This window comes from Streptomyces adelaidensis, assembly GCF_016598475.1.
In the GTDB taxonomy this organism is placed as follows: domain Bacteria; phylum Actinomycetota; class Actinomycetes; order Streptomycetales; family Streptomycetaceae; genus Streptomyces; species Streptomyces adelaidensis.
The window spans coordinates 21,005-43,822 of sequence record NZ_JAEMUX010000031.1 but is presented as its reverse complement, the minus strand read 5'-3'; the positions used below and the strand labels follow the sequence as shown (position 1 = coordinate 43,822).

At 70.6% G+C, this 22,818-nt stretch carries 20 protein-coding genes; 8 read left to right on the top strand and 12 right to left on the bottom strand.

Annotation, left to right across the window (positions count from 1 at the left end; genetic code table 11):
* Positions 1-74: 74 nt before the first annotated feature.
* Genes I8N67_RS19545 through ctaC form a run of 3 tightly spaced genes read right to left on the bottom strand, consistent with a single transcriptional unit; the run spans position 75 to position 3,201 of the window.
* Positions 75-473, bottom strand: a complete 399-nt coding sequence (locus tag I8N67_RS19545; protein WP_200304432.1) for a cytochrome c oxidase subunit 4 — start codon at positions 471-473, stop codon at positions 75-77.
* Positions 470-2,212 carry an aa3-type cytochrome oxidase subunit I gene (gene ctaD / locus I8N67_RS19540; protein WP_200304431.1) on the bottom strand — a complete coding sequence of 581 codons (1,743 nt, stop codon included), beginning with the start codon at positions 2,210-2,212 and terminating at the stop codon, positions 470-472. Before ctaD ends, I8N67_RS19545 begins: the two co-directional genes overlap by 4 nt.
* Positions 2,209-3,201 carry an aa3-type cytochrome oxidase subunit II gene (gene ctaC / locus I8N67_RS19535; protein WP_372443750.1) on the bottom strand — a complete coding sequence of 331 codons (993 nt, stop codon included), beginning with the start codon at positions 3,199-3,201 and terminating at the stop codon, positions 2,209-2,211. The genes ctaD and ctaC overlap by 4 nt, the downstream gene beginning before the upstream one ends.
* Positions 3,202-3,490: 289 nt before the next feature.
* Here ctaC and I8N67_RS19530 point away from each other — a divergent pair, with 289 nt between their 5' ends.
* Positions 3,491-4,867 carry a cysteine desulfurase/sulfurtransferase TusA family protein gene (locus tag I8N67_RS19530; RefSeq protein WP_200304429.1) on the top strand — a complete coding sequence of 459 codons (1,377 nt, stop codon included), beginning with the start codon at positions 3,491-3,493 and terminating at the stop codon, positions 4,865-4,867.
* 137 nt (positions 4,868-5,004) lie between these two features.
* Here the strand turns inward: I8N67_RS19530 and I8N67_RS19525 are convergent, their stop codons facing one another.
* Entirely contained in the window at positions 5,005-5,979 is a 975-nt protein-coding gene (locus I8N67_RS19525) for a carbohydrate kinase family protein (RefSeq protein WP_200304428.1), read from the bottom strand.
* A 135-nt stretch (positions 5,980-6,114) separates the two neighbouring features.
* Between I8N67_RS19525 and I8N67_RS19520 the strand changes: the two genes are divergently transcribed.
* Complete coding sequence (locus tag I8N67_RS19520) at positions 6,115-6,324, top strand: hypothetical protein (RefSeq protein WP_200304427.1); 210 nt, start codon at positions 6,115-6,117, stop codon at positions 6,322-6,324.
* A gap of 84 nt (positions 6,325-6,408) precedes the next feature.
* Positions 6,409-8,172 (top strand): hypothetical protein, encoded by a 1,764-nt coding sequence (locus tag I8N67_RS19515; RefSeq protein ID WP_200304426.1) that lies wholly within the window; start codon positions 6,409-6,411, stop codon positions 8,170-8,172.
* A 133-nt stretch (positions 8,173-8,305) separates the two neighbouring features.
* Here the strand turns inward: I8N67_RS19515 and I8N67_RS19510 are convergent, their stop codons facing one another.
* A complete protein-coding gene (locus tag I8N67_RS19510) occupies positions 8,306-8,662 on the bottom strand; it encodes a HesB/IscA family protein (RefSeq protein ID WP_200304425.1) in 357 nt (118 codons plus the stop codon).
* 399 nt (positions 8,663-9,061) lie between these two features.
* On the opposite strand from I8N67_RS19510, the gene nadA reads away from it, so the two are divergent.
* Complete coding sequence (gene nadA, locus I8N67_RS19505) at positions 9,062-10,246, top strand: quinolinate synthase NadA (protein ID WP_200304424.1); 1,185 nt, start codon at positions 9,062-9,064, stop codon at positions 10,244-10,246.
* Positions 10,247-10,318: 72 nt separating this feature from the next.
* On the opposite strand, the gene I8N67_RS19500 is transcribed toward nadA, so the two are convergent.
* The 5 genes from I8N67_RS19500 to I8N67_RS19480 all read right to left on the bottom strand — a co-directional run bounded on the left by I8N67_RS19500 (position 10,319) and on the right by I8N67_RS19480 (position 16,828).
* Positions 10,319-13,030 carry an efflux RND transporter permease subunit gene (locus I8N67_RS19500; RefSeq protein WP_234045946.1) on the bottom strand — a complete coding sequence of 904 codons (2,712 nt, stop codon included), beginning with the start codon at positions 13,028-13,030 and terminating at the stop codon, positions 10,319-10,321.
* A 548-nt stretch (positions 13,031-13,578) separates the two neighbouring features.
* Positions 13,579-14,268, bottom strand: a complete 690-nt coding sequence (locus I8N67_RS19495; protein ID WP_200304423.1) for a response regulator — start codon at positions 14,266-14,268, stop codon at positions 13,579-13,581.
* A 22-nt stretch (positions 14,269-14,290) separates the two neighbouring features.
* On the bottom strand, positions 14,291-15,547 hold the full coding sequence (locus tag I8N67_RS19490) for a sensor histidine kinase (RefSeq protein WP_200304422.1): 1,257 nt from the start codon (positions 15,545-15,547) through the stop codon (positions 14,291-14,293).
* Positions 15,548-15,737: 190 nt separating this feature from the next.
* Positions 15,738-16,016, bottom strand: a complete 279-nt coding sequence (pspAA, locus tag I8N67_RS19485; protein ID WP_200304421.1) for a PspA-associated protein PspAA — start codon at positions 16,014-16,016, stop codon at positions 15,738-15,740.
* Between the two features lie 20 nt (positions 16,017-16,036).
* The gene (locus tag I8N67_RS19480) at positions 16,037-16,828 is read right to left on the bottom strand and encodes a PspA/IM30 family protein (protein ID WP_234045945.1); all 792 of its coding nucleotides are present in this window, start codon (positions 16,826-16,828) and stop codon (positions 16,037-16,039) included.
* A gap of 358 nt (positions 16,829-17,186) precedes the next feature.
* Between I8N67_RS19480 and I8N67_RS19475 the strand changes: the two genes are divergently transcribed.
* Both I8N67_RS19475 and I8N67_RS19470 read left to right on the top strand, forming a co-directional pair.
* Complete coding sequence (locus I8N67_RS19475) at positions 17,187-17,816, top strand: DUF3043 domain-containing protein (RefSeq protein ID WP_200304420.1); 630 nt, start codon at positions 17,187-17,189, stop codon at positions 17,814-17,816.
* 80 nt (positions 17,817-17,896) lie between these two features.
* Entirely contained in the window at positions 17,897-18,610 is a 714-nt protein-coding gene (locus I8N67_RS19470) for a class I SAM-dependent methyltransferase (protein WP_200304470.1), read from the top strand.
* Positions 18,611-18,847: 237 nt separating this feature from the next.
* On the opposite strand, the gene I8N67_RS19465 is transcribed toward I8N67_RS19470, so the two are convergent.
* Entirely contained in the window at positions 18,848-19,051 is a 204-nt protein-coding gene (locus I8N67_RS19465; RefSeq protein WP_200304419.1) for a hypothetical protein, read from the bottom strand.
* A 123-nt stretch (positions 19,052-19,174) separates the two neighbouring features.
* Between I8N67_RS19465 and I8N67_RS19460 the strand changes: the two genes are divergently transcribed.
* A complete protein-coding gene (locus I8N67_RS19460) occupies positions 19,175-20,380 on the top strand; it encodes a bifunctional adenosylcobinamide kinase/adenosylcobinamide-phosphate guanylyltransferase (RefSeq protein WP_200304418.1) in 1,206 nt (401 codons plus the stop codon).
* Here I8N67_RS19460 and I8N67_RS19455 read toward each other — a convergent pair.
* Positions 20,369-21,268 (bottom strand): class I SAM-dependent methyltransferase, encoded by a 900-nt coding sequence (locus I8N67_RS19455; protein ID WP_200304417.1) that lies wholly within the window; start codon positions 21,266-21,268, stop codon positions 20,369-20,371. The two genes, I8N67_RS19460 and I8N67_RS19455, sit on opposite strands and share 12 nt — an antisense overlap.
* A gap of 242 nt (positions 21,269-21,510) precedes the next feature.
* Here I8N67_RS19455 and cobT point away from each other — a divergent pair, with 242 nt between their 5' ends.
* Positions 21,511-22,626, top strand: a complete 1,116-nt coding sequence (gene cobT / locus I8N67_RS19450) for a nicotinate-nucleotide--dimethylbenzimidazole phosphoribosyltransferase (protein WP_200304416.1) — start codon at positions 21,511-21,513, stop codon at positions 22,624-22,626.
* Positions 22,627-22,818 lie beyond the last annotated feature (192 nt).

Below are 22,818 nucleotides of genomic sequence, written 5' to 3'. Positions count from 1 at the left end.
ACGTGCGGCGTGGCAAACGGGGGAAGCCCGGACCTCCTGTCGGAGTGTCCGGGCTTCCGTGTGTCGAGCGCGTGTTACTGGTTCTGGCTTTCGCCGCGGTAGTACTCGAAGACCCAGCCCCACAGGCCGATCAGGAGGATCGGGGCCGAGAAGTAGAGCAGCCACCAGCCGAAGACGACGCCCATGAAAGCGAGCGCGCCACCCACGCCGAGGGCGAGGGGCTGCCAGCTGTGCGGGCTGAAGAAGCCCAGCTCACCGGCGTCGTCCGCGACGTCGGCCTCCTTGTTGTCCTGCGCGCCCACGTCGACCCGCCGGGCCGTGAAGGCCAGGTAGTAGCCGACCATGATGCACAGGCCGAAGGCCAGGAAGAGCGCCGTGGTTCCGGCCGGCTCCTTCGACCAGTAGCCGTAGACGATCGCCATGGCGAGCACGAAGACGCTCAGCCAGATGAACATCTTGCCCTGGATCTTCACTTGCCGGCCTCCTTGCCGCTGCCGCTGCTCGCCAGCTCGCCGGCGGCGGGGCCGCCGTGCGCGAGCTGTTCGAGCGCGGCGACCTCAGGGTGGTGCAGGTCGAACGCCGGGGATTCACTGCGGATCCGCGGCAGGGTGAGGAAGTTGTGCCGCGGCGGCGGGCAGGAGGTCGCCCACTCCAGCGAACGGCCGTAGCCCCACGGGTCGTCGACGCCGACGGGCTTGCCGTACTTGGCGGTCTTCCACACGTTGTAGAGGAACGGGAGGATCGACAGACCGAGTACGAACGAGGCGATCGTGGAGATCGTGTTCAGCGCGGTGAAGCCGTCGGCCGCGAGATAGTCCGCGTACCGGCGCGGCATGCCCTCGGCGCCCAGCCAGTGCTGGACGAGGAACGTGCCGTGGAAGCCGATGAACAGCGTCCAGAAGGTGATCTTGCCGAGACGCTCGTCGAGCATCTTGCCCGTCATCTTCGGCCACCAGAAGTGGAAGCCGGAGAACATCGCGAACACCACGGTGCCGAACACCACGTAGTGGAAGTGCGCCACCACGAAGTACGAGTCCGAGACGTGGAAGTCCATCGGCGGCGAGGCCAGGATGACGCCGGTCAGACCACCGAAGGTGAAGGTGATCAGGAAGCCGGTCGCCCAGAGCATCGGTGTCTCGAAGGACAGCGAGCCCTTCCACATCGTTCCGATCCAGTTGAAGAACTTCACGCCGGTAGGTACGGCGATGAGGAACGTCATGAAGGAGAAGAACGGTAGGAGCACGCCTCCGGTGACGTACATGTGGTGCGCCCACACCGTCACGGAGAGGCCGGCGATCGCGATGGTCGCGCCGATCAGGCCGAAGTAGCCGAACATCGGCTTACGGGAGAAGACCGGGATGACCTCGGAGATGATGCCGAAGAACGGTAGCGCGATGATGTACACCTCTGGATGGCCGAAGAACCAGAAGAGGTGTTGCCATAGCAACGCGCCGCCGTTCGCCGCGTCGAAGACATGCGCACCGAACTTGCGGTCCGCCTCCAGGGCGAACAGCGCGGCCGCGAGGACCGGGAAGGCGAGCAGGACCAGGACACCGGTCAGCAGCACGTTCCAGGTGAAGATCGGCATGCGGAACATGGTCATGCCGGGCGCGCGCATGCAGATGATCGTGGTGATGAAGTTGACCGAGCCGAGGATCGTGCCGAAGCCGGAGAAGGCCAGACCCATGATCCACATGTCGGCGCCGATGCCCGGCGAGCGGACCGCGTCCGACAGCGGGCTGTAGGCGAACCAGCCGAAGTCGGCCGCGCCCTGCGGGGTGAGGAAGCCACCGACCGCGATGAGCGAGCCGAACAGGTAGAGCCAGTAGGCGAACATGTTCAGCCGCGGGAACGCCACGTCGGGCGCGCCGATCTGCAGCGGCATGATCCAGTTGGCGAAACCGGCGAACAGCGGCGTCGCGAACATCAGCAGCATGATCGTGCCGTGCATCGTGAACGCCTGGTTGAACTGCTCGTTCGACATGATCTGCGTACCCGGGCGGGCGAGCTCGGCGCGCATGAGGAGCGCCATGACTCCGCCGATGCAGAAGAACGCGAACGACGTGACCAGGTACAGCGTGCCGATCGTCTTGTGGTCGGTGGTCGTCAGCCACTTCACCACGACATTGCCGGGCTGCTTGCGCCGGACCGGCAACTCGTCTTCGTACGAGCTCTCGGCGGCAGCACCCTGGGGTTCGTTGAGGATGCTCACAGGTTCGTCGTCTCCCGGTTCTTCTCGTGGGTCGTCTGCTCGATGCCGGCCGGGACGTAACCGGTCTGTCCCTTCTCCGCGAGCTCCTTGAGGTGCTGCTCGTAGCGCTCGGGAGAGACGACCTTCACGTTGAAGAGCATCCGGGAGTGGTCCACGCCGCACAGTTCGGCGCACTTGCCCAGGAAGGTGCCCTCCTGGTTGGGGGTCACCTGGAAGGCGTTGGTGTGGCCCGGGATGACGTCCTGCTTCATCAGGAACGGCACCACCCAGAAGGAGTGGATGACGTCACGCGAGGTGAGGACGAAGCGGACCGTCTTGCCCTTGGGGAGCCAGAGGGTCGGGCCGGGGTTGCCGGTCTGCGGGTTCTCGTCGCCGGGAATGCCGCAGTTGTACACGCCGCCGGCGTTGTCCGGGAAGGCCGTCTTGAACCGGTCCGGGATGGCGGCCAGGTTCTCGTCGGTCTTCGCGTCGCCTTCGGAGCCGTCGACGTTCTCGATGTAGTTGAAGCACCAGCTCCACTGGAAGCCGACCACGTTGACCGTGAGGTCGGGCTTCTTCGACGTGTCGAGAAGCTTCGACTCGTCGCGGGCGGTGAAGTAGAAGAGCACCGAGACGATGATCAGCGGGACAACCGTGTACAGCGCCTCGATGGGCATGTTGTACCGGGTCTGTGGGGGAACTTCGACCTTGGTGCGGCTACGCCGGTGGAAGAAGGCACTCCACAGGATCAGGCCCCAGACCAGTACGCCCGTGGCGAGCGCGGCGGCCCACGAGCCCTGCCACAGGGAGAGGATCCGCGGAGCCTCTTCCGTGGTCGGCGTGGGCATACCAAGACGGGGGAAGTCCTTGTATGTGCAACCGGTGGCGGTCGCCAGGACCAGGCCCGCAGTCAGTGCCTGCAGCAGCTTCCGCCGCATCGGGCGCCGCGGCATGGGGGTACCACCCGCGCCCTTTAGGCAGCGGGGGAGGTCGGAGCCGTTGGGACTCACGTAGCGCCTTCCCGAGAGTCTCGCCCGCGCGGTATGGCTGCGGCCTTCTCGCTGGTCGGTCGCCGCCCTGCGACGGGCAGGGGTTTGGATGTTTATGCGGACCAAACCCTACTGGACGCGATTTGGGGTCGCGCGGGGAGGGGGTGCCAACACTCCGTGGGTCATTCCGGGCGCCTAATAGCTCGGAAGTTCGGGTGGTTTGGCGGTTGCGCGTGCGTTGTGGTTGTTCGCGCGGTTCCCCGCGTCCCTTGAGGGCGCTCCCCTCGGCCCCTGCTTATAGCGTTGCCCTGTGGTCTACTTCGACGCTGCTTCCTCCGCTCCCCTGCATCCCGTTGCCCGGCAGGCACTTCTCGCCTCGCTGGAGGAGGGGTGGGCCGATCCCGCGCGGCTCTACAAGGAAGGCCGGCGGGCCCGGTTGCTGCTGGACGCCGCCAGGGAGGCGGCTGCCGAGGCGGTGGGATGCCGGGCCGACGAGTTGGTGTTCACGTCGTCGGGGACGCGGGCCGTGCACTCCGGGATCGCCGGGGTGCTGGCGGGTCGGCGGCGGGTCGGCGGTCACCTGATCGTGTCGGCGGTCGAACACTCTTCGGTGCTGCATGCGGCGGATGCCCACGAGGCCGGGGGTGGGACGGTCACCCAGGTGGCCGTGGGCCGTACCGGGGCGGTCGCCGCGTCCTCGTACGCCGAGGCCCTGCGGGAGGACACCGCGCTCGCGTGTCTGCAGTCCGCCAACCACGAGGTGGGGACCGAGCAGCCGGTGGCCGAGGTGGCGGCGGCGTGCCGGGCGGCCGGGGTGCCGTTGCTGGTGGACGCGGCGCAGTCGCTCGGGTGGGGGCGGGTGGACGGGGACTGGTCGGTGCTGACCGGCAGCGCCCACAAGTGGGGTGGCCCGTCCGGGGTGGGGCTGCTCGTCGTACGCAAGGGTGTGCGGTTCGCGGCGCAAGGGCCCGCCGACGAGCGGGAGTCGGGGCGGGCCGCGGGGTTCGAGAACATCCCGGCCGTCGTGGCGGCCGCCGCCTCGCTGCGCGCCGTACGGGCGGAGGCCGCCGCGGAGGCCGTACGGCTGCGGGAGTTGACGGAGCGGATCCGGGCGCGGGTGGTGTCGCTGGTGCCGGACGTGGAGGTGGTGGGGGACCCGGAGCGCCGGCTGCCGGGCGTCGTCACCTTCTCCTGTCTCTATGTCGACGGGGAGGCATTGCTGCACGAACTGGACCGTGCGGGCTTCTCCGTCTCCTCGGGTTCGTCCTGCACGAGCAGCACACTGACGCCCAGCCACGTCCTGAAGGCCATGGGGGTGCTCAGCGAGGGGAACGTCCGGGTGTCGCTGCCGCCGGGGACGCCCGCGGACGACGTCGAGCGATTCCTGACGGTGCTGCCGGGGGCGGTCGCGGCCGTGCGGGAGAAGCTGGGGGCACCGGTGCCCGCGACCGTCGTGCACGAGGACGTACTCGTCGTGGACGCCCTCGGCAAGCGCTGCCCGATCCCCGTCATCGAGCTGGCGAAGGTGATCGGCGACGTACCGGTCGGCGGCACGGTCCGAGTCCTCTCCGACGACGAGGCCGCCCGCCTGGACATCCCGGCGTGGTGCGAGATGCGAGGCCAGGAGTACGTGGGCGAGGAACCGGCGGAACGGGGTTCGGCGTATGTGGTGCGAAGGGTGAGCTGAGCCGAGACGGGAATCCCCGCGCCCTTGAGGGCCGAAGGCCCAAAAGGAGCGCGGGGAACCGCGCGACCAGCCACGACGAACCCGCGGCCGACAACGCACCGTCCGGGGCGACCCGGACGTCGCCGAGGGGGCACGCCTCAGCCGAGGTGCGCGCGAACCTCTTCCGCGGACTCATCCCCATACGCCTTGGTGAACCGCTCCATGAAGTGGCCGCGCCGCAACTGGTACTCCTGCGTCCCCACCGTCTCGATGACCAGCGTCGCGAGCATGCACCCGACCTGCGCGGCGCGCTCCAGCGAGACGCCCCAGGCCAGCCCCGAGAGGAACCCCGCGCGAAACGCGTCGCCGACACCCGTGGGGTCGGCCTTGCGCTCCTCGTCGGGGCAGCCGACCTCGATCGGGTCGTGTCCGACGCGCTCGATGCGTACGCCCTGCGCGCCGAGGGTGGTCACCCGGTGGCCGACCTTGGCGAGGATCTCCGCGTCCGACCAGCCGGTCTTGGACTCGATGAGGCCCTTCTCGTACTCGTTGGAGAAGAGGTACGTGGCGCCGTCCAGCAGTATCCGGATCTCGTCGCCGTCCATGCGGGCGATCTGCTGGGAGAAGTCGGCGGCGAAGGGGATGCCGCGCGAACGGCATTCCTCGGTGTGGCGCAGCATCGCCTCCGGGTCGTCCGCGCCGATCAGGACGAGGTCGAGGCCGCCGACGCGGTCGGCGACGGTCTTCAGCTCGATGAGGCGGGCCTCGCTCATGGCGCCCGTGTAGAAGGAGCCGATCTGGTTGTGGTCGGCGTCCGTGGTGCACACGAAGCGGGCCGTGTGCAGCGTCTCGGAGATACGCACGGAGGTGGTGTCCACACCGTGCCGGTCGAGCCACGCGCGGTACTCGTCGAAGTCCGAGCCCGCCGCGCCGACCAGGATCGGGCGCGTGCCGAGTTGTCCCATGCCGAACGCGATGTTCGCGCCGACACCGCCCCGGCGTACGTCGAGCTGGTCGACGAGGAAGGAGAGGGAGACCGTGTGCAACTGGTCCGCGACGAGTTGGTCGGCGAAGCGGCCCGGGAAGGTCATCAGATGGTCGGTGGCGATGGAGCCGGAGACTGCGATACGCACGGCGAGGACACGCTCCTGCGAAGGAAGAGGGGATTGACAGTTCACGCTACCGGGTCGTCCACTCGCTCTGAAGCAGGCAAAACTACCCGATAGTAGGTCTTTCTTCGTGGGGTTCGCGATGCATACGGTGCGGTTATGACGAACCCCAAGATCCCCGGCACCGTCCCGTTCGACCCGGACGCGGGCCTGGCGGCGCTGCGCGGCGACTGCGCGCGGATGGCTCCGCACTGGGCGGCCCCCGCGAAGGTCATTACGGCTCCGGTGTCCCCTTCGCTCATTCACGGGGTGACGGTGCCGGTGACCTCCGCGCGACTGGTGGACGCGATGTCCGACTACGGCGACTGAGGGAACCGTCGGCTCCTCCGCCGCGTCCCATCGCTGTCCCCCGTATAGGGGATGCGGTGTACGACCTGCCGAAGGAGCGATGCGGTGAACTCCGAGCGACCCGACAACCCCGAGAACCCGGACGAGGGCACCGAGCCCGAAGCCACCGAGGAGCTCAGGGCTGCCGGGGATGACGTCACTGAGGCCGAGGGGGCCAAGGAAGCCGACGAGGCCGCCGGTGACAACAAGGCCGATGCGGCTGCGGGGAGTGACGCGGACGACGGTGCGGGCTCCGAGAGGGACGAGGATGCGCGGGCCGCTGACGACAGCGGCGGCGAGAGTGGCGATGAGCATGGCGACGAGAGCAGCGATGAACGTGGCGATGAGAGTCACGTCGTAGAAGTCGGCGGTGCCGAGCGGCCGCGCCGCCGGCGTTCCCGGGTGGTCGTGGCGTCGGTGGCCGCCGCGGTGCTGCTGGTCGGGGGTGGCGGGGCGCTGCTCGCCGCCACCGCTTCCGGTGGGTCCGAAGGGACCGGTTCGCCCGGCGGGGACGGCACTCCCCCGCCGCTGGCGCTCGACGGGTACACCGACGGCGGTTCGGCCGGCATCGCTCCGGGCGAGCCGAACCCGAACGGCGTGACCTATCGAGCGGCCGGCGATCTGCCCGACGGTCCCGGCTCCGCTCCCGTGTACTCGGTCAAGGGCGACGTGACGGCCGCCGAGGTGGCCCGGCTCGCGAAGGCGCTCGGTGTGGAAGGTACGCCGACGGCCGAGGGTGAGGCCTGGCGGGTGGGGAGCGCGGGCGACGGTTCGGGACCGGTTCTCCGGGTCGACAAGCGGTCACCGGGGACCTGGACGTTCAACCGGTACACGCCGGGCACCGACAACTGCCAGAAGGTCGATGTCTGCACCTCCGGCAGCGTGGCCGAGGGCGGCGAGGCGGTGAGTGAGGCGGCGGCCAAGAAGGCGGCGGCCCCGGTGCTCAAGGCCGCCGGCCAGGACGAGGCCAAGCTCGACGCGACGCAACTCCTGGGCGCCATACGGGTGGTGAACGCCGATCCCGAGGTCGGCGGGCTGCCCACGTACGGCTGGTCGACCGGTGTCCAGGTCGGCGCCGACGGCCAAGTGCTCGGCGGCAGCGGCAACCTGAAGACGCCGGTGAAGAGCGACACGTATCCCGTGGTCGACGCGGAGCGGGCGCTGGAGCTGATGAACGGCTCGGGTCAGGGCGCCGGCACCGCGCGCGGGGGCGTGGGCGGCTGCACCGGTCCCGTACCGCTGGAGGGTGCGGACGGCGGGACGGCCGTGGCGACCGGGACGCCGTGCGAGCGGGTGACCACGGCGCCGACGCCGGAGGCGGTCACCGTCGAGGACGCGGTGTTCGGGCTCGCCTCGCACCAGGTGGACGGCCGGCCGGCGCTGGTGCCGTCCTGGATGTTCGAGGTACGGCCGCAGGGGGCCGAGGCCACCTTCACGGTGACGCATCCGGCGATCGACCCGACGTATCTGGCCGCCCCCGAGCCGCCGGCGGAGCCGACCGAGGAGTCCGCCGAACCGGGCGACACGCCCTCCACGGGTCCGTCCTCGCGGGATGTACGCGTCCAGGGCTACGAGGTCGACGGCGAGAAGCTGACCGTCACCTTCTGGGGCGGCGTGTGCAGCGACTACGCGGCCTCGGTGAGCGAGGAGTCGGGCGAGGTGACGGTCACCGTGACCGACACACCGTGGGAGGGCAAGGTCTGCATCATGATCGCCAAGGCGATGGAGCGGACCGTGCAGTTGGACGAGCCGCTCGGCGACCGCGAAGTGGTCGGGTCGGACGGCAAGGAGATCGCGAAGGGCGGGATCGCGGAGCTGGAGCCGCGGTAGGCGGCTCCGCCGCACACCGTCTCCACCGCGTTCCGGTGTCCGGACCTACCAACCAGACGTACGAAGGCGGCGTCCCCGTCGGAGGGGGACGCCGCCTTCGTCGTGCCGTACTCGCGTCGCGTGCGCGGGGACTCTAGTTGAAGGAGTCACCGCAGGCGCAGGAGCCCGTCGCGTTGGGGTTGTCGATGGTGAAGCCCTGCTTCTCGATGGTGTCGACGAAGTCGATGGAGGCGCCGCCCAGGTAGGGAGCGCTCATGCGGTCGGTGATGACCTTGACCCCGTCGAAGTCCTTGACGACGTCACCGTCGAGGGAGCGCTCGTCGAAGAAGAGCTGGTAGCGCAGGCCGGAGCAGCCGCCGGGCTGAACAGCGACACGCAGCGCCAGGTCGTCACGGCCTTCCTGGTCGAGCAGGGCCCTGACCTTCGCCGCCGCGGCGTCGGACAGGACGATGCCGTCGGTGACGGTGGTGGACTCGTCCGATACGGACATCTACATCTCTCCCGGGTTGTACGGAGACTGCTTTCCGACGAGTGCAACCGCCGGGGCCCCGCATTCATTCCGGGGCCAAGCGGATTTCCTTCGCGTCACTCTTCATGCTCGCACATGGCCCGGGGAGTGGGCACCGGGTCGCCGGCCACTGTGGACAACGCCACGTGGGGCATGGTCGCCGCGCCGCGCCGGGCACGGTCATGGCGCCGAGCCGGGCACGCTCATGGCGCCGTCGGGATTCACACCACCGGGATTCACGTCACATCGACGCTATGGGCATCGTCAACGTGACGTGAAGCGGTTATGATAGATAGCGTCATTTCGACGAAAAGGCTAGCCCGAATGTCCCGCCGGCCCATCTCTGGGCCGGCGAGCCGCAGAACAGAAAGGGTGCGTGTCGTGACCACCGCCCAGACCCAGGAGCTCGACGTACAGCCGTCGCCCCTCGCCCTGCTGCTGCTCGGCCGGGAGGCCGACCCGAGGAGCGAGCGCGGTGTCGACTGCCCCGGCGACCTCCCCTCCCCGTCCGACCCCGACCTGGTGGAGCGCGCCCGCGCGGCCAAGGAGAAGCTCGGGGACAAGGTCTTCGTGCTCGGCCACCACTACCAGCGCGACGAGGTCATCCAGTTCGCGGACGTCACGGGCGACTCCTTCAAGCTGGCCCGGGACGCGGCGGCGCGGCCCGAGGCCGAGTACATCGTGTTCTGCGGTGTGCACTTCATGGCCGAGTCGGCGGACATCCTGACCGGCGACGACCAGAAGGTCGTGCTGCCCGACCTCGCCGCCGGGTGCTCCATGGCCGACATGGCCACCGCCGAGCAGGTCGCCGAGTGCTGGGACGTACTGACCGAGGCGGGCATAGCCGAGCAGGTCGTGCCCGTCTCGTACATGAACTCCTCCGCCGACATCAAGGCCTTCACCGGCAAGCACGGCGGCACGATCTGCACCTCGTCGAACGCGAAACGGGCGCTGGACTGGGCCTTCGAGCAGGGTGAGAAGGTGCTGTTCCTGCCGGACCAGCACCTGGGGCGCAACACCGCCGTGCGGGACATGGGGCTGTCGCTCGACGACTGTGTCCTCTACAACCCGCACAAGCCGGGTGGGGGGCTCACGGTCGAGCAGTTGCGGAACGCCGAGATGATTCTGTGGCGGGGGCACTGCTCCGTGCACGGGCGGTTCAGTCTGCAGTCCGTGAACGACGTCCGGGAGCGGATTCCGGGGGTGAACGTCCTCGTCCATCCCGAGTGCCGGCACGAGGTCGTGGCGGCGGCGGATTATGTCGGGTCGACCGAATACATCATCAAGGCGCTCGAAGCCGCTCCCGCCGGGTCCAAGTGGGCCATCGGGACCGAGCTGAACCTGGTGCGGCGGCTGGCGAACCGTTTCGCGCCCGAGGGCAAGGAGATCGTGTTCCTCGACCGTACGGTCTGCTTCTGCTCCACCATGAATCGCATCGACCTTCCTCACCTGGTGTGGGCTCTGGAGTCCCTCGCCGAGGGCAATCTCGTCAACCGCATCGAGGTCGACAAGGAGACGGAGGCGTTCGCGAAGCTGGCGCTGGAGCGGATGTTGGCTCTGCCGTAACGCGAATTCGGGGTGCCCCTCTGTGTGAGGGGCACCCCTTTTTCATTTCGGGGGGGGGCGAATCTCCCCCGGCTAGACCCCCGCGGGCTCCGGCTCCGGTGACGGAGACGGCGTGTCGGCGCCCTTCAGGGCCTTCCGCTTCGCCCGTCGTTCCTTCCGGAGCTCGATCATCGTGTAGAGGGTCGCGCCCAGGAGGAGGGTGAGGAGGGTGGAGGTGATGAGGCCGCCGATGACGACCACGGCCAGGGGTTGGGCGATGAAGCCGCCTTCGCCGGTGACGCCGAGGGCCATGGGGAGGAGCGCGAAGATGGTCGCGAGGGCTGTCATCAGGATGGGGCGGAGCCGGTGGCGGCCGCCTTCGATGACCGCCTCGACAACGCCGTAGCCCTGACTCCGGTACTGGTTGACGAGGTCGATGAGCACGATCGCGTTGGTCACCACGATGCCGATGAGCATCAGCATGCCGATCATCGCGGGGACACCCATCGGGGTGCCGGTGATGATGAGCAGACCGATCGCGCCGGTGGCGGCGAACGGGATGGAGACCAACAGGATCAGTGGCTGGATCAGGGACCGGAAGGTCGCCACCAGCAGCATGAAGACGATCGCGATCGCCGCGAGCATCGCGAGGCCGAGGGAGGCGAAGGCCTCGTCCTGGTCCTGGGAGACGCCGCCGATGTCGGCGGTGGCGCCCTCGGGGAGGTCGAGGGCGTTCAGCTTGGCCGTGAGGTCCGAGCTGACCGCGCCGGTGTTGTCGCCCGTCGGCTTCGCCGTGATCGTCGCGGCCCGCCGGCCGTCGATACGGGTCATGGAGACGGGGCCGTCCACCAGCTCGACATCCGCGATGTCGCTCAGCCGCACCGCGCCCAGCCGCAGGTCCCGCAGCTCCTGAAGGGTCTCGGCGGGCTTCGCCGACTTGATGACGACGTTCCGCTCGGTGTCGTCCAGGACGGCCCGGCCGCTGGTCGTACCGCGTACGGCCTGGGCGACGGCAGCGCCGAGGGTCTGATCGTCGAAGCCGGCCGCGGCCGCCTTGTCGGTGGACTTGACCGAGATGCGGGGCACGCTCTGGGCGAGGTCGCTCGTGACGTCCGTGACGTCGTCCAGGGTCGAGACCGCGTCGCGGACCTGCTCGGCCGCCTTGCGCAGCACCTCGGCGTCCGCGGCCGTCACGACCACGCTCAGGTCCTGGCTGCCGAAGCCGTCACCGGCCACGACGGTCGTCGTACCGACGCCGGAGAGTCCGGCCAGGCCCTTCTCGACGCGGTCCTGGACGTCCGACGCCGAGGCCGAGTCGCCCAGCATGACGGAGTACGACGCCTGGTTGGAGTCCGTGCCACCGCCGAACGCGGCCAGGAAGCCGGAGGAGCCGATGGTGACCTGGTAGTCCTTGACGCCCTCGGTGCCGGCGAGCAGTTTCTCGACCTTCTTCGTCTGCTCGTCCGTCGCCGCCAGGCTGGTGCCGGGCTTCAACTCCTGCTTGAGACTGAGGACTTCCTGCTCGCCCGCGTCGAAGAAGTTCGTCTTCAGCAGCGGGGCCATGCCGAACGTGCCGATCAGGACGACGGCCGCGATGGCCACGCTGGTCAGCCGGCGACGCGTGGCGAAGCGCAGGACGGGGACGTAGAAGCGCTGGAGGCGGCTCTTCGCCTCCTTCTCCTCCGCCTTGCGGCGCGCCTCGTCGGCGTCCTCGGGCGTGCCCTTCGGGGCGCGCAGGAACCAGTACGACAGGACGGGGACCACGGTCAGCGAGACCAGCAGGGAGGCCAGCAGGGCCGCCGTCACGGTCAGGGAGAAGCTGCCGAACAGCTCGCCCACCATGCCGCCGGTCAGGCCGATCGGGAGGAAGACCGCGACCGTCGTCAGGGTGGAGGAGGTGACCGCGCCGGCCACCTCGCGGACCGCCTTGAGGATGGCCTCCTGGCGCTCCTCGCCGTAGCCGAGGTGGCGCTTGATGTTCTCCAGGACGACGATCGAGTCGTCCACGACACGGCCGATGGCGATGGTCAGCGCGCCGAGCGTCAGCATGTTGAGGGAGAGGTCGCGGGTCCACAGGACGATCAGGGCCAGCACCACCGACAGCGGGATCGACACCGCCGTCACCAGCGTGGAGCGGATCGACGCCAGGAAGACCAGGATGACCAGGACCGCGAAGAGGAGGCCCAGCGCGCCCTCGGTGGTCAGGCCGTCGATGGACTTGGAGACCGCCGGGCCCTGGTCGCTGACCACGGTGACGGTGGCGTCGGAGCCCAGGTCGCGGCGCAGGTCCGGCAGCTTGTCCTCGACGGCCTCGGAGATGGCGACCGCGCTGCCGCCCCGGTCCATGGTGACCGTGATCGCGAGGCTGGGCTCGCCGTTCGTCCGGGTGATGGAGTCGGCCTTGGCCTGCTCCTCCTTGACGGTGGCGACGTCGGCGAGGCGTACGGGCTTCTTGGCGCCCTCGCCCCGCACCATCAGGTCCTCGATCTGCTCCAGCGAAGTGAAGCCCCCGCCTACCTGGACCGTGCGGTTGGCGCCGTCCTCGTCGAAGGAGCCCGCGGGGACGGTGACGCCGCCGACCTGGAGGGCCTGCGAGAGCGCCATCGTGGTCAGGCCCGCCTTCGCCAGCTTCGCGTCGTCGGGGGTGACGGCGACCTGGACGTCCCGGACGCCGGCGACGGTGACCTGGCCTCGGATGATCGCACGGATGTTCAGGGCGCGACCGATTCGAGTGGTGCGTCCAGGGCCGGGGTGGCGGGCGAGGCGGTCGGCGTCAGGTTGGTTAGCAGGTCGCCAAGTCTCCATACCGGCGGCGCTTTCAGGGACCGGAAACACCGCTCCCGCAACACAACACCCCGCGCCCGGGAAGCGACGCGGGATCCCATCCCCATCCGGGTCCACACCGGAACGGAAAGCGTCCGGCAGGGCGGCCTCCACCGCGCCAGACACGTCGCCGCCAGCGACGTGAACAGCAGCAGGAGCCGAACGCGATCGGCACCGGCCCCGCGCCTCGCGGCCGGAAACCGGCTCGCACCCGACGGGACTCCAACCCCCGCCTGGCACCACCGCGAGCCGACCACCCGACGTCGCCCCGGATCACCCAGGACGACCCAGGAAACCAAGCCGATCAGAGACGCTGAACCGAGACAGCCAGGACATGGGTCAGGGTCTCTCTTCTGTGGCGTGTGGCGTGAGCGGAGGACGAGCGTGCCGAGCGCACCTGTGTCGTCTCTGTGACGCAGTTGTGCGCGCTCACTCCACACCCTGGGCCATGGGAGGGCCCCGATCCCTCGCTCCCCAGGTCCATTTCCTTATCCGGCGCATACTCCGGTCGCAGTAGAGCGGGGCGGCTTTCAGTCCACCCTTGGGCGTACCAGTCCCGACTCGTACGCGAAGACCACCAGTTGGGCGCGGTCGCGCGCGCCGAGCTTGGCCATGGCCCGGTTGACGTGTGTCTTCACCGTCAGCGGGCTGACCGCGAGACGCTCGGCGATCTCGTCGTTGGAGTGCCCGGCCGCGACCTGGACGAGGACCTCGCGCTCCCGGGTCGTCAGCGTGCCGAGCCGCTGGGAGCGGGCGGCGGCACCGCCCTCGCCGTCGGCCGAGTCGTCCGGCTGGGCGAGGAAACGGGCGATCAGGCCCTTGGTCGCGGTGGGTGACAGCAGCGCCTCGCCGCCGGCGGCGACCCGGATCGCGTTGAGCAGTTCGTCCGGCTCGGAGCCCTTGCCGAGGAAGCCGGAGGCGCCCGCGCGCAGCGACCGCACGACGTAGTCGTCGACCTCGAAGGTGGTGAGGATGACGACCCGGACATGGGCGAGGGCCGGATCGGCGCTGATCATGCGGGTGGCGGCGAGTCCGTCGGTGCCGGGCATCCGGATGTCCATCAGCACCACGTCGGCGCGCTCCTCCTTCGCGAGCCGCACCGCCTGCGCCCCGTCCGCGGCCTCCCCCACGACCTCCATGTCCGGCTCCGAGTCGACGAGCACCCGGAAGGCGCTGCGCAGCAGGGCCTGGTCGTCGGCGAGCAGGACACGGATGGTCATACGGGGTCCCCCGGGGCGCTGGTCACGGTCGTACGGCTGCTTCCGCTTCTTCCACGGCGGTCGCTGAGGTCTTGAGCGGCAGGATCGCATGGACCCGGAAGCCGCCGCCGTAGCGGGGGCCGGTGGTGAGGGCGCCGCCGAGGGCGGCGACGCGTTCGCGCATGCCGAGCAGGCCGTGGCCACCGCCGGCGCCCTCGGCGGCGTCGTCCTGACCGGTGCTCGTGTCGAGGCCGGTGCCGTTGTCGAGGACCGTGATCTCCATGTTCGGGCCGACGCGTACGACGCTGACCTCGGCCTTCGCCTCCTGGCCCGCGTGCTTGCGCACATTGGTGAGGGCTTCCTGGATGACGCGGTACGCGGCGAGGTCGACGGCCGCCGGGAGGGGGGTGCCCTCGTCGGTGCGGGCCACCTCGACGGCGAGGCCCGCGCTGTGGAAGGTGCCGACGAGTTCGTCGAGCCGTTCCAGGCCGGGGGCGGGTTCGGTGGGGGCCTCGGGGTCGCCGGACTGGCGGAGCAGGCCGACCGTGGCGCGGAGTTCGTTGAGTGCGGAGCGGCTGGCCTCGCGGACGTGGGCGAGGGCTTCCTTGGCCTGGTCGGGCCGTTTGTCCATGACGTGGGCGGCGACTCCGGCCTGGACGTTGACGAGGGCGATGTGGTGGGCGACGACGTCGTGCAGGTCGCGGGCGATCCGCAGGCGTTCCTCGGCGACCCGGCGGCGGGCCTCCTCCTCGCGGGTGCGTTCCGCCCGTTCGGCGCGTTCCCGGATGGCGTGCACGAAGGCGCGGCGGCTGCGTACGGCGTCCCCCGCCGTGGCGGCCATGCCGGTCCAGGCGAAGATGCCGAGGTTCTCCTGGTCGTACCAGGCGAGGGGGCCGGCGAGCATGGCCGTGCCGGTCAGGACCGTCATCGTGAGCAGGCCGACGCGCCAGGTGGTGGGGCGGTCGGTGGTGGAGGCGACGGTGTAGAGGGCGACGACGGCGGACATCGCGACGGGGGCGCGGGGGTCGCCGGTCACCAGCTCGGCGATGGTGAGGGCGGAGGTCGCCGCCAGTACGGGCATGGGGGCCCGGCGGCGGGCCACCAGGAGGGCGGCGGCGGCCACCATGAGCGCGATGCTGAGCGCGTCGGGGGTGCGGGCGCCCCATTTGCCGCCGTGCTCGGCGTGCGGGTCGATGAACGAGCCCGCCATCATCGTGACGAGGACGCCGAGGGCGAGGGCCGCGTCCAGCGCCATGGGGTGCGCCGTCAGCCATGCCCTCGCGCGCTGGAAGGTGCTCACGGTTGCCAACCGTACGGGGTTCTCGCAGGTGGGGGAACGGTGGTAGCGGTACCGGGGGCGAGGGTCGGTATTCGTTCGGCCGCGGGTCGTCCGTGGCTGGTCGCGCCCACGCGGCTCAGCCGCACATGGATACAGCCCCGCGCCCTGCAGGGCACTTCGGGCCGATGCCCGCACCGGCCTGCGCCGGCCTTCAGCCCGGGATCAGGCCGTCGTCGTTCAGCATTTCCCTGACCTCCTCCAGCGTCGCGTCCGGCGCCGGGAGGATCAGTTCGGAGGGTTGCAGGGAGTCGTCCGGGAGGGGCGTGCCCAGTTCCCGGACCTTGTCCAGGAGGGCGTGGAGGGTGTGGCGGAAGCCCGGGCCGTCGCCGACCTCCATCTCCGCCAGGAGTACGTCGTCCAGCTTGTTCAACTCGGTGAAGTGGCTGTCGGCCAGCTCCACCTGCCCCTCCCCCATGATCCGTACGATCATGTCGCCCTCCTCAGGCGTGGCTACTGCTTGTCGAAGCGGGGGGTGTCCTGCTGCTGGGACTGCTGCTGGGGGGCCGACTGGCCGGCGCCGCCCTCGATGGCCTGCTTCTGCGCGGACGGACCTCCCGCCAGCTCGGCCTTCATGCGCTGGAGCTCCAGCTCGACGTCCGTACCGCCGGAGAGGCGGTCCAGCTCGGTCTGGATGTCGTCCTTGTGCAGGCCGGAGGAGTCGTCGAGAGCGCCGGAGGCGAGGAGCTCGTCGATGGCGCCGGCGCGGGCCTGGAGCTGCGCGGTCTTGTCCTCGGCGCGCTGGATCGCGAGGCCGACGTCGCCCATCTCCTCGGAGATGCCGGAGAAGGCCTCGCCGATCCGGGTCTGGGCCTGGGCGGCGGTGTACGTCGCCTTGATCGTCTCCTTCTTCGTGCGGAAGGCGTCGACCTTGGCCTGAAGGCGCTGGGAGGCGAGGGTGAGCTTCTCCTCCTCGCCCTGGAGGGTGGAGTGCTGCGTCTCCAGGTCCGTCACCTGCTGCTGGAGGGCGGCCCGGCGCGAGAGGGCCTCGCGGGCCAGGTCCTCGCGGCCGAGCGCGAGCGCCTTGCGGCCCTGGTCCTCCAGCTTCGAGGACTGCGACTGGAGCTGGTTGAGCTGGAGCTCCAGGCGCTTACGGGACGTGGCCACGTCGGCCACACCACGGCGCACCTTCTGGAGCAGCTCCAGCTGCTTCTGGTACGAGTAATCGAGGGTCTCGCGCGGGTCCTCGGCCCGGTCAAGGGCCTTGTTCGCCTTCGCGCGGAAGATCATCCCCATACGCTTCATGACACCGCTCATGGGCTTCGCGCGCCCCCTTCTGACGGACTCCAGCTCACAGGTCTGCGACAGAACCCACAGTACGGGCCCTGCATCTATTACCGCACTGTTCGGGGACCGATGCGCTCATCCCCAAGGACGACTGTGTACGGCATCGCTCCGGCGCAGGGAGTAGATGGCTCCCGGGGTTACGTACGGGCCGATCCCCGGAATACCTCAGCCCCACTACGGGCGAACCGTCACCGCCGTCCCCCTTCTTCTCCGACTTCTCAAAGTGTTCCCGAGTGTTCAGGCCACTTCCGTCCCCGCTCTGTCTCCAGCACAGACGTCGGGTGTTGCCGGATCGTTCCCCACTCGGCTGGGGTCCATGCCCCGGCACCCCGTACCCTTGGGTTTTGTGTTTCGTAGCCGCGCCAAGAACGAGAAGGCATCGGCCGCCGATCAGGCGCCGGTGACCGACTCCAAGTCGACCCGTGACCCGCAGGCCCGCAAGGGGCGGCCCACTCCCAAGCGGAGTGAGGCCCAGTCCCAGCGCCGTAGCGTGGCCAATACGCCCACGACGCGCAAGGAGGCCGCCAAACGCTCCCGCGAAGAGCGTCGCACCGTGATGGAGAAGCAGCGCCAGGCGCTGGCCACCGGTGACGAGCGCTATCTGCCCGCGAGGGACAAGGGCCCGGTGCGTAAGTTCGCCCGCGACTTCGTGGACTCGCGATTCCACATCGCGGAGTTCTTCCTGCCGCTGGCCGTGATCATCCTCGTACTGAGCATGGTGCGGGTGGCCTCGCTGCAGAACATCGCGCTGCTGCTGTGGCTCTTCGTGATCATCCTGATCGTGGTCGACTCGATCAGCCTCGGCATCCGTCTGAAGAAGCAGCTGAACGCGCGCTTCCCCGACGCGAACAAGAAGGGCGTCGTGGCCTACGCCCTGATGCGCACGCTCCAGATGCGTCGCCTCCGGCTGCCGAAGCCGCAGGTCAAGCGCGGAGAGCGGCCCTGAGCACGACCACTTTCTCCGGAGGTGCCGCTCAGGCCTGGCTGAACCGGCTGGGCACGCTGCGCGAGGTCGTACGACAGGAGCTGGTCGCCCGCCAGCTGGACGAGCAGATAGCCGGACGCTTCCCGGTCGGGCAGCGGCTCCGGGTGCTCGACGTCGGCATGGGGCAGGGCACGCAGGCACTGCGGCTCGCCCGGGCCGGGCACGCGGTGACCGGCATCGAGCGCGAGGCGAAGCTGATCGCCGTGGCGCGGGAGGCGGTCGCCGCCGAGCCCGAGGGCATCCGGGGACGGGTGCGGATCGTCGAGGGCGACGGCCGCGACACGGGCGTCCACTTCCTGCCGGGCAGCTTCGACGTGGTCCTCTGCCACGGTGTCCTGATGCACGTCGAGGAGCCCGACGCGCTGCTGGCCGGGCTGGCCCGGATGCTGGCGCCCGGCGGGCTGCTCTCGCTGCTCGTGCGGAACGCGGACGCGCTCGCGATGCGGCCGGGGCTGGCCGGGGACTGGGCGGGGGCGCTGGTCGCCTTCGACACCACCGCGTACCGGAATCGGCTCGGCCTCGATGTCCGGGCGGACCGGCTGGGCGCGTTGACCGACACGCTCGCGGGCATCGGGGCGCCCTTGCACGCCTGGTACGGGGTGCGGGTGTTCACGGATCTGGCGGCCGACGACGCGGGGGTCCCCGACGGTCAGGGTGACCTGGAGGGGTTGCTCTGCGCGGAGGAGCGGGCCGGGCGGACGGATCCCTATCGGCAGGTGGCGGCTCTGCTGCATCTGTGCGGTGTGCGGGGCTGAGAGGCGCGCCGTTCTGTCTGCGGTGGGTACGAATGTGCGGGTGGTTCATGGCTGATCGCGCAGTTCCCCGCGCCCCTGAAAAACAAGGGCCCGGGGGCACGCCCTGCGTTTCAGGGGCGCGGGGAACTGCGCGATCAGCCCCCACCGAACCCGCACCCGCCAACGCACCCGCACCCCCCGAGCAAGAGCGCGGGGATCGGGGCGGAGCCCCGTACACAGGCCCCGCCCCGCGGAGCGCTACGCGTGGAGGCTCATCGGCCCGTAGATCTCCGTCGTGTCCTCGAAGAGCCGTACCTGGTCGGCGCCGCCTTCGAGGAGGTCTTTCCAGTACTCGCCGATCCACGACTCGGCATCCCCCTGGGTCGTGAACTCCTCGGGCTGGACCGCGGGCTGGACTTCCGCCCCGTCGGCCTTCTCGAACCGCCACATCCATGCCGCCATGTGAGCCTCCGTAAGTATCGCCGGGCACCGTACGCACGGCACCGAGCAAGATCCGGTTCCCCCCGAGCCTAGTCGGACGCGCAAGACCTGCGGGTGTTCATGAAGACACGCGAAAATCGGGGCGTGGAAATGACTCTGCTCGGCACTGGTGCCCCGGCGGGACTCCCCCGCCCCGACTGTCCGTGCGCGGTGTGCGCGACCGCGCTCGGCGCTGCCGCGCGCGGGGCGACCGCGCTGCTTGTGGACGGCACGCTGTTGCTCGATCTCACGCCGGGCGCCGCTCTCGCGGCCGCGCGCGCCGGGCGCTCACTGACCGGCGTACGGCAGGTGCTGCTGTCTCATCCGCACGACGGGCCCGCCGTGGAGGTGCCGGCGGGGCTGCCGCAGCCGGGGCGGGTGCCGGACGGAAGGGAGCTGGCGCTGCTGACCGGGCACCGGGTGCGGGCGCTGGCGCTGGACGCGCCGGGGACGGGGTACGCGGTGACCGGGCCCGACGGGCAACGGGTGCTGTATCTGCCGCCGGGGGGCGGGCCGGCCGGGGTGGAGGAGCAGTCGGTGGAGCCGTACGACATGGTGCTCGGCGATGTGCTGGGGCGGCCGGACGCGCTGGCGCGGCTGCGGGCGGCGGGGGCCGTGGGGCCGACGACCGATGTCGTCGCCGTGCACATCGGCCACGAGGTGCCGCCGGGCGGCGAGTTGCTGCGCCGGCTCGCGGCGGCGGGGGCGCGCGCCGTGCCGGACGGGACGACGCTGACGGTGGGCGTCTACGAGGACGTACCGGATGTGCCGCGTCGGACTCTGGTGCTCGGCGGGGCGCGATCGGGGAAGTCGGTGGAGGCGGAGCGGCGGCTGGAGGCGTTCCCGGACGTGCTGTACGTGGCGACGGGCGGGCTGCGCAACGGGGACGGGGAGTGGGCCGCGCGGGTCGCGCTTCATCGGGAACGGCGGCCCGGATCCTGGCGCACGGTCGAGACCTGCGACCTCGTACCGCTGTTGAAGGACGACGAGGGGGCGCCGCTGCTCGTCGACTGTCTGTCGCTGTGGCTGACCGATGCGATGGACTCGGTGGGTGCCTGGGACGACGCGGAGTGGGCCGGTGGTGGGGAGCGCGCGCTCCGGGCGCGTGTCACCGAGCTGACGGACGCCGTACGGCACACGCGCCGCACGGTGGTCGCCGTCTCCAACGAGGTGGGCTCCGGGATCGTGCCGGCCACCGCCTCCGGGCGCCGCTACCGGGACGAACTCGGGCGGCTGAACGCGGCGTTCGCGGCGGAGTGCGAGCACGTGCTGCTGGTGGTGGCGGGGCAGTCGCTGCCCCTACGGACCTGAGGGACCTGAGGGGACCGATGGGGCCGAGGGGGCGGACGGTTGTGTCGCGCGGCGCGCGATGATGCGGTGTGCGCGGGGCGGGAGGGGGGCGCAGGCGCGGGTGGTGAGCACCTCGTAGCCCAGTGACTCCAGTTCGGCGAGCAGGTTGCGCAGGGGCATGAGGTGGAGGGGGCGGGGGCGTTCGGACTGCTTCCAGGGCCACCTCCCGCCGACGGGAAGGGTGCCGAACGGACGGGCGGGGTCCGGGACTTCGACGAGGAGGTGGCCGCCGGGGCGCAGCGCGGCGCGGGCGGCGCGGAGTTCCTCGCGGGGGTCGGCGGTGTGTTCCAGGTGGTGGAACATGCTGACCACGTCGTAGCGGGCGCGCAGCCGGGCGACGATCGCCGGGTCGGTGAGCAGGCCCTCGTGCGCCTCCTCGATCCGCCCGGCCGCCAGCGCCCGTTCGACGCGCGGGGTCGGGTCGAGGCCGTCGAAGGAGGTGTACGGGTGCACCTCGCGCGCGGCCTCCGGGAAGTACCCGTGGCCGGTGCCGACGTCGAGCCAGCTCTCCGGCTCGGGGTACGGCAGCATCGCGCGGGCGGCGACGCGGTGGTGCCTGCGGCGCAGCCGGCCGGCGAGGTTCGAGCGGATGTGGGCCTGGGTGGGGTGCTGGTGATGGCGGAGCAGCAGCCCGTCCGGCGTGGGCCGGGGGTTCTGGAAGGCGTGTGAGCAGTCCCGGCACTCGTCGAACACGAACGTGCCCGGCGTGCGCCGCTTCCCCTCCGGCGCACGCACCCGCGTACGCAACTGCCGCGAGCCGCACCACGGGCAGTCGTCCCGGCGCGGTTCGTGGAAGGGGTCGGCACCCGGGGCGAGCGGGCCGGGGTCCGGCCGCGGAGTGGGGGACATGGCGGCGACTCCTGAGAAGAACGGGAAGGGGAGGGATGGGGAGGGGAGGCGAGGGGAGGGGAGGCGGGGACGACGGGGACGACGGGGACGACAAGCGTGCATGGACATTCGCCCCTAAAAGGTACGTACGTGGTCGTGATCCCTGGTGCAATGACGTGCCGGTGGCGCGGTGCGGCGTTCGTACGTCCCGGGGTCTCGGTGTGGCGCGGTCGTGTTCGATCGCTGCCGGTACTGTTCGGCGAATGAGCTCGCTTAATCTCGACGACTTCACCGATCTGATCGAGCGCCCCGACGGTGGGGTGCGCCGCGACGCCGAGGCGCGGCGGGAGAGGCAGATCGTGCCGCCCGGGGCGCTGGGCCGCCTCGACGAACTGGGCGAGTGGCTGGCGGCGGCGCAGTCGGCCGTGCCGGTGCGGCCGATCAGCCAGGCCCGGGTGGTGCTGTTCGCGGGCGACCACGGGATCGCCGAACTCGGCGTCTCGGCGCGGCCGGCGGGCACCGCGGAGGAGCTGGTGCGGGCCGTCCTCGACGGCAGCAGCCCGGTGTCGGTGCTGGCCCGGCGGCTCGACGTACCCGTACGCGTGGTGGACCTGGCGCTCGACTGCGACCCGGACGCGCTGCCCGCGGAGGTCGTACGGCACCGGGTGCGGCGTGGGTCCGGGCGGATCGATGTCGAGGACGCGCTGACGGCGCAGGAGGCGGAGGCCGCGTTCCGGGTGGGCGTCGCCCTCGCGGACGAGGAGGCGGACTCCGGCACCGACCTCGTCGTCCTCGGTGATGTGAGTGTCGGCGGGACCACGGCGGCGGCGGTCCTCGTCGCCGGGCTGTGCGGGACCGACGCGTCCGTCGTCACCGGGCGAGGCGGCCGGGCGATCGACGACCTGGCGTGGATGCGTAAGTGCGCGGCCGTACGGGACTCGCTGCGGCGGGCCCGGCCGGTGCTCGGGGACCAGTTGCAGCTGCTGGCGACCGTGGGCGGCGCGGATCTCGCGGCCATGACCGGGTTCCTGCTGCAGAGCGCGGTGCGGAAGATGCCGGTGATCCTCGACGGGGTCGTGTCGGCGGCGTGTGCGCTGGTCGCGCAGAGGGTCGCGTTCCGGGCGCCGGACTGGTGGCTCGCCGGGCAGAGCAGCGGGGAGCCGGCCCAGGCCAAGGCGCTGGACCGGATGGCCATCGAGCCGCTGCTCGACCACGGGGTGAAGGTCGGCGAGGGGGTGGGGGCGCTGCTGGCGCTGCCTCTGGTGCAGGCCGCGGCGGCGCTGGCCGCGGAAATTCCCGAGCGGGAGCGGGAGTCGGCGGAGCCGGAGCCGGAGGCTGAACCGGAGCGGAAGCCGGCCGAGGAGTACGACGCGACGTAGGCTCCGCGGCGCCCGAGGGGTGCGCTCTTCGGCTGCGGGTGCGTGGGGGCTGGTCGCGCAGTTCCCCGCGCCCCTTAAAAGCAGGGGGTGCCCCCAGGCTTCCGCCTTGAGGGCCCGCCCACGCACCGCCTACGGGACGCGGCCCCATAGCGAGATCGGGATCACGCAGGTCTCGCTCAACTTCGCCGTGTT

Coding starts and splice junctions, on each gene's coding strand:
- I8N67_RS19475 (WP_200304420.1), top strand. CDS start 17,187: ATGCCCCGGCACCCCGTACCCTTGGGTTTTGTGTTTCGTAGCCGCGCC.
- I8N67_RS19500 (WP_234045946.1), bottom strand. CDS start 13,030: ATGGAGACTTGGCGACCTGCTAACCAACCTGACGCCGACCGCCTCGCC.
- pspAA (WP_200304421.1), bottom strand. CDS start 16,016: ATGATCGTACGGATCATGGGGGAGGGGCAGGTGGAGCTGGCCGACAGC.
- cobT (WP_200304416.1), top strand. CDS start 21,511: ATGAGCTCGCTTAATCTCGACGACTTCACCGATCTGATCGAGCGCCCC.
- I8N67_RS19520 (WP_200304427.1), top strand. CDS start 6,115: ATGACGAACCCCAAGATCCCCGGCACCGTCCCGTTCGACCCGGACGCG.
- I8N67_RS19510 (WP_200304425.1), bottom strand. CDS start 8,662: ATGTCCGTATCGGACGAGTCCACCACCGTCACCGACGGCATCGTCCTG.
- I8N67_RS19465 (WP_200304419.1), bottom strand. CDS start 19,051: ATGGCGGCATGGATGTGGCGGTTCGAGAAGGCCGACGGGGCGGAAGTC.
- I8N67_RS19495 (WP_200304423.1), bottom strand. CDS start 14,268: ATGACCATCCGTGTCCTGCTCGCCGACGACCAGGCCCTGCTGCGCAGC.
- I8N67_RS19480 (WP_234045945.1), bottom strand. CDS start 16,828: ATGAAGCGTATGGGGATGATCTTCCGCGCGAAGGCGAACAAGGCCCTT.
- I8N67_RS19455 (WP_200304417.1), bottom strand. CDS start 21,268: ATGTCCCCCACTCCGCGGCCGGACCCCGGCCCGCTCGCCCCGGGTGCC.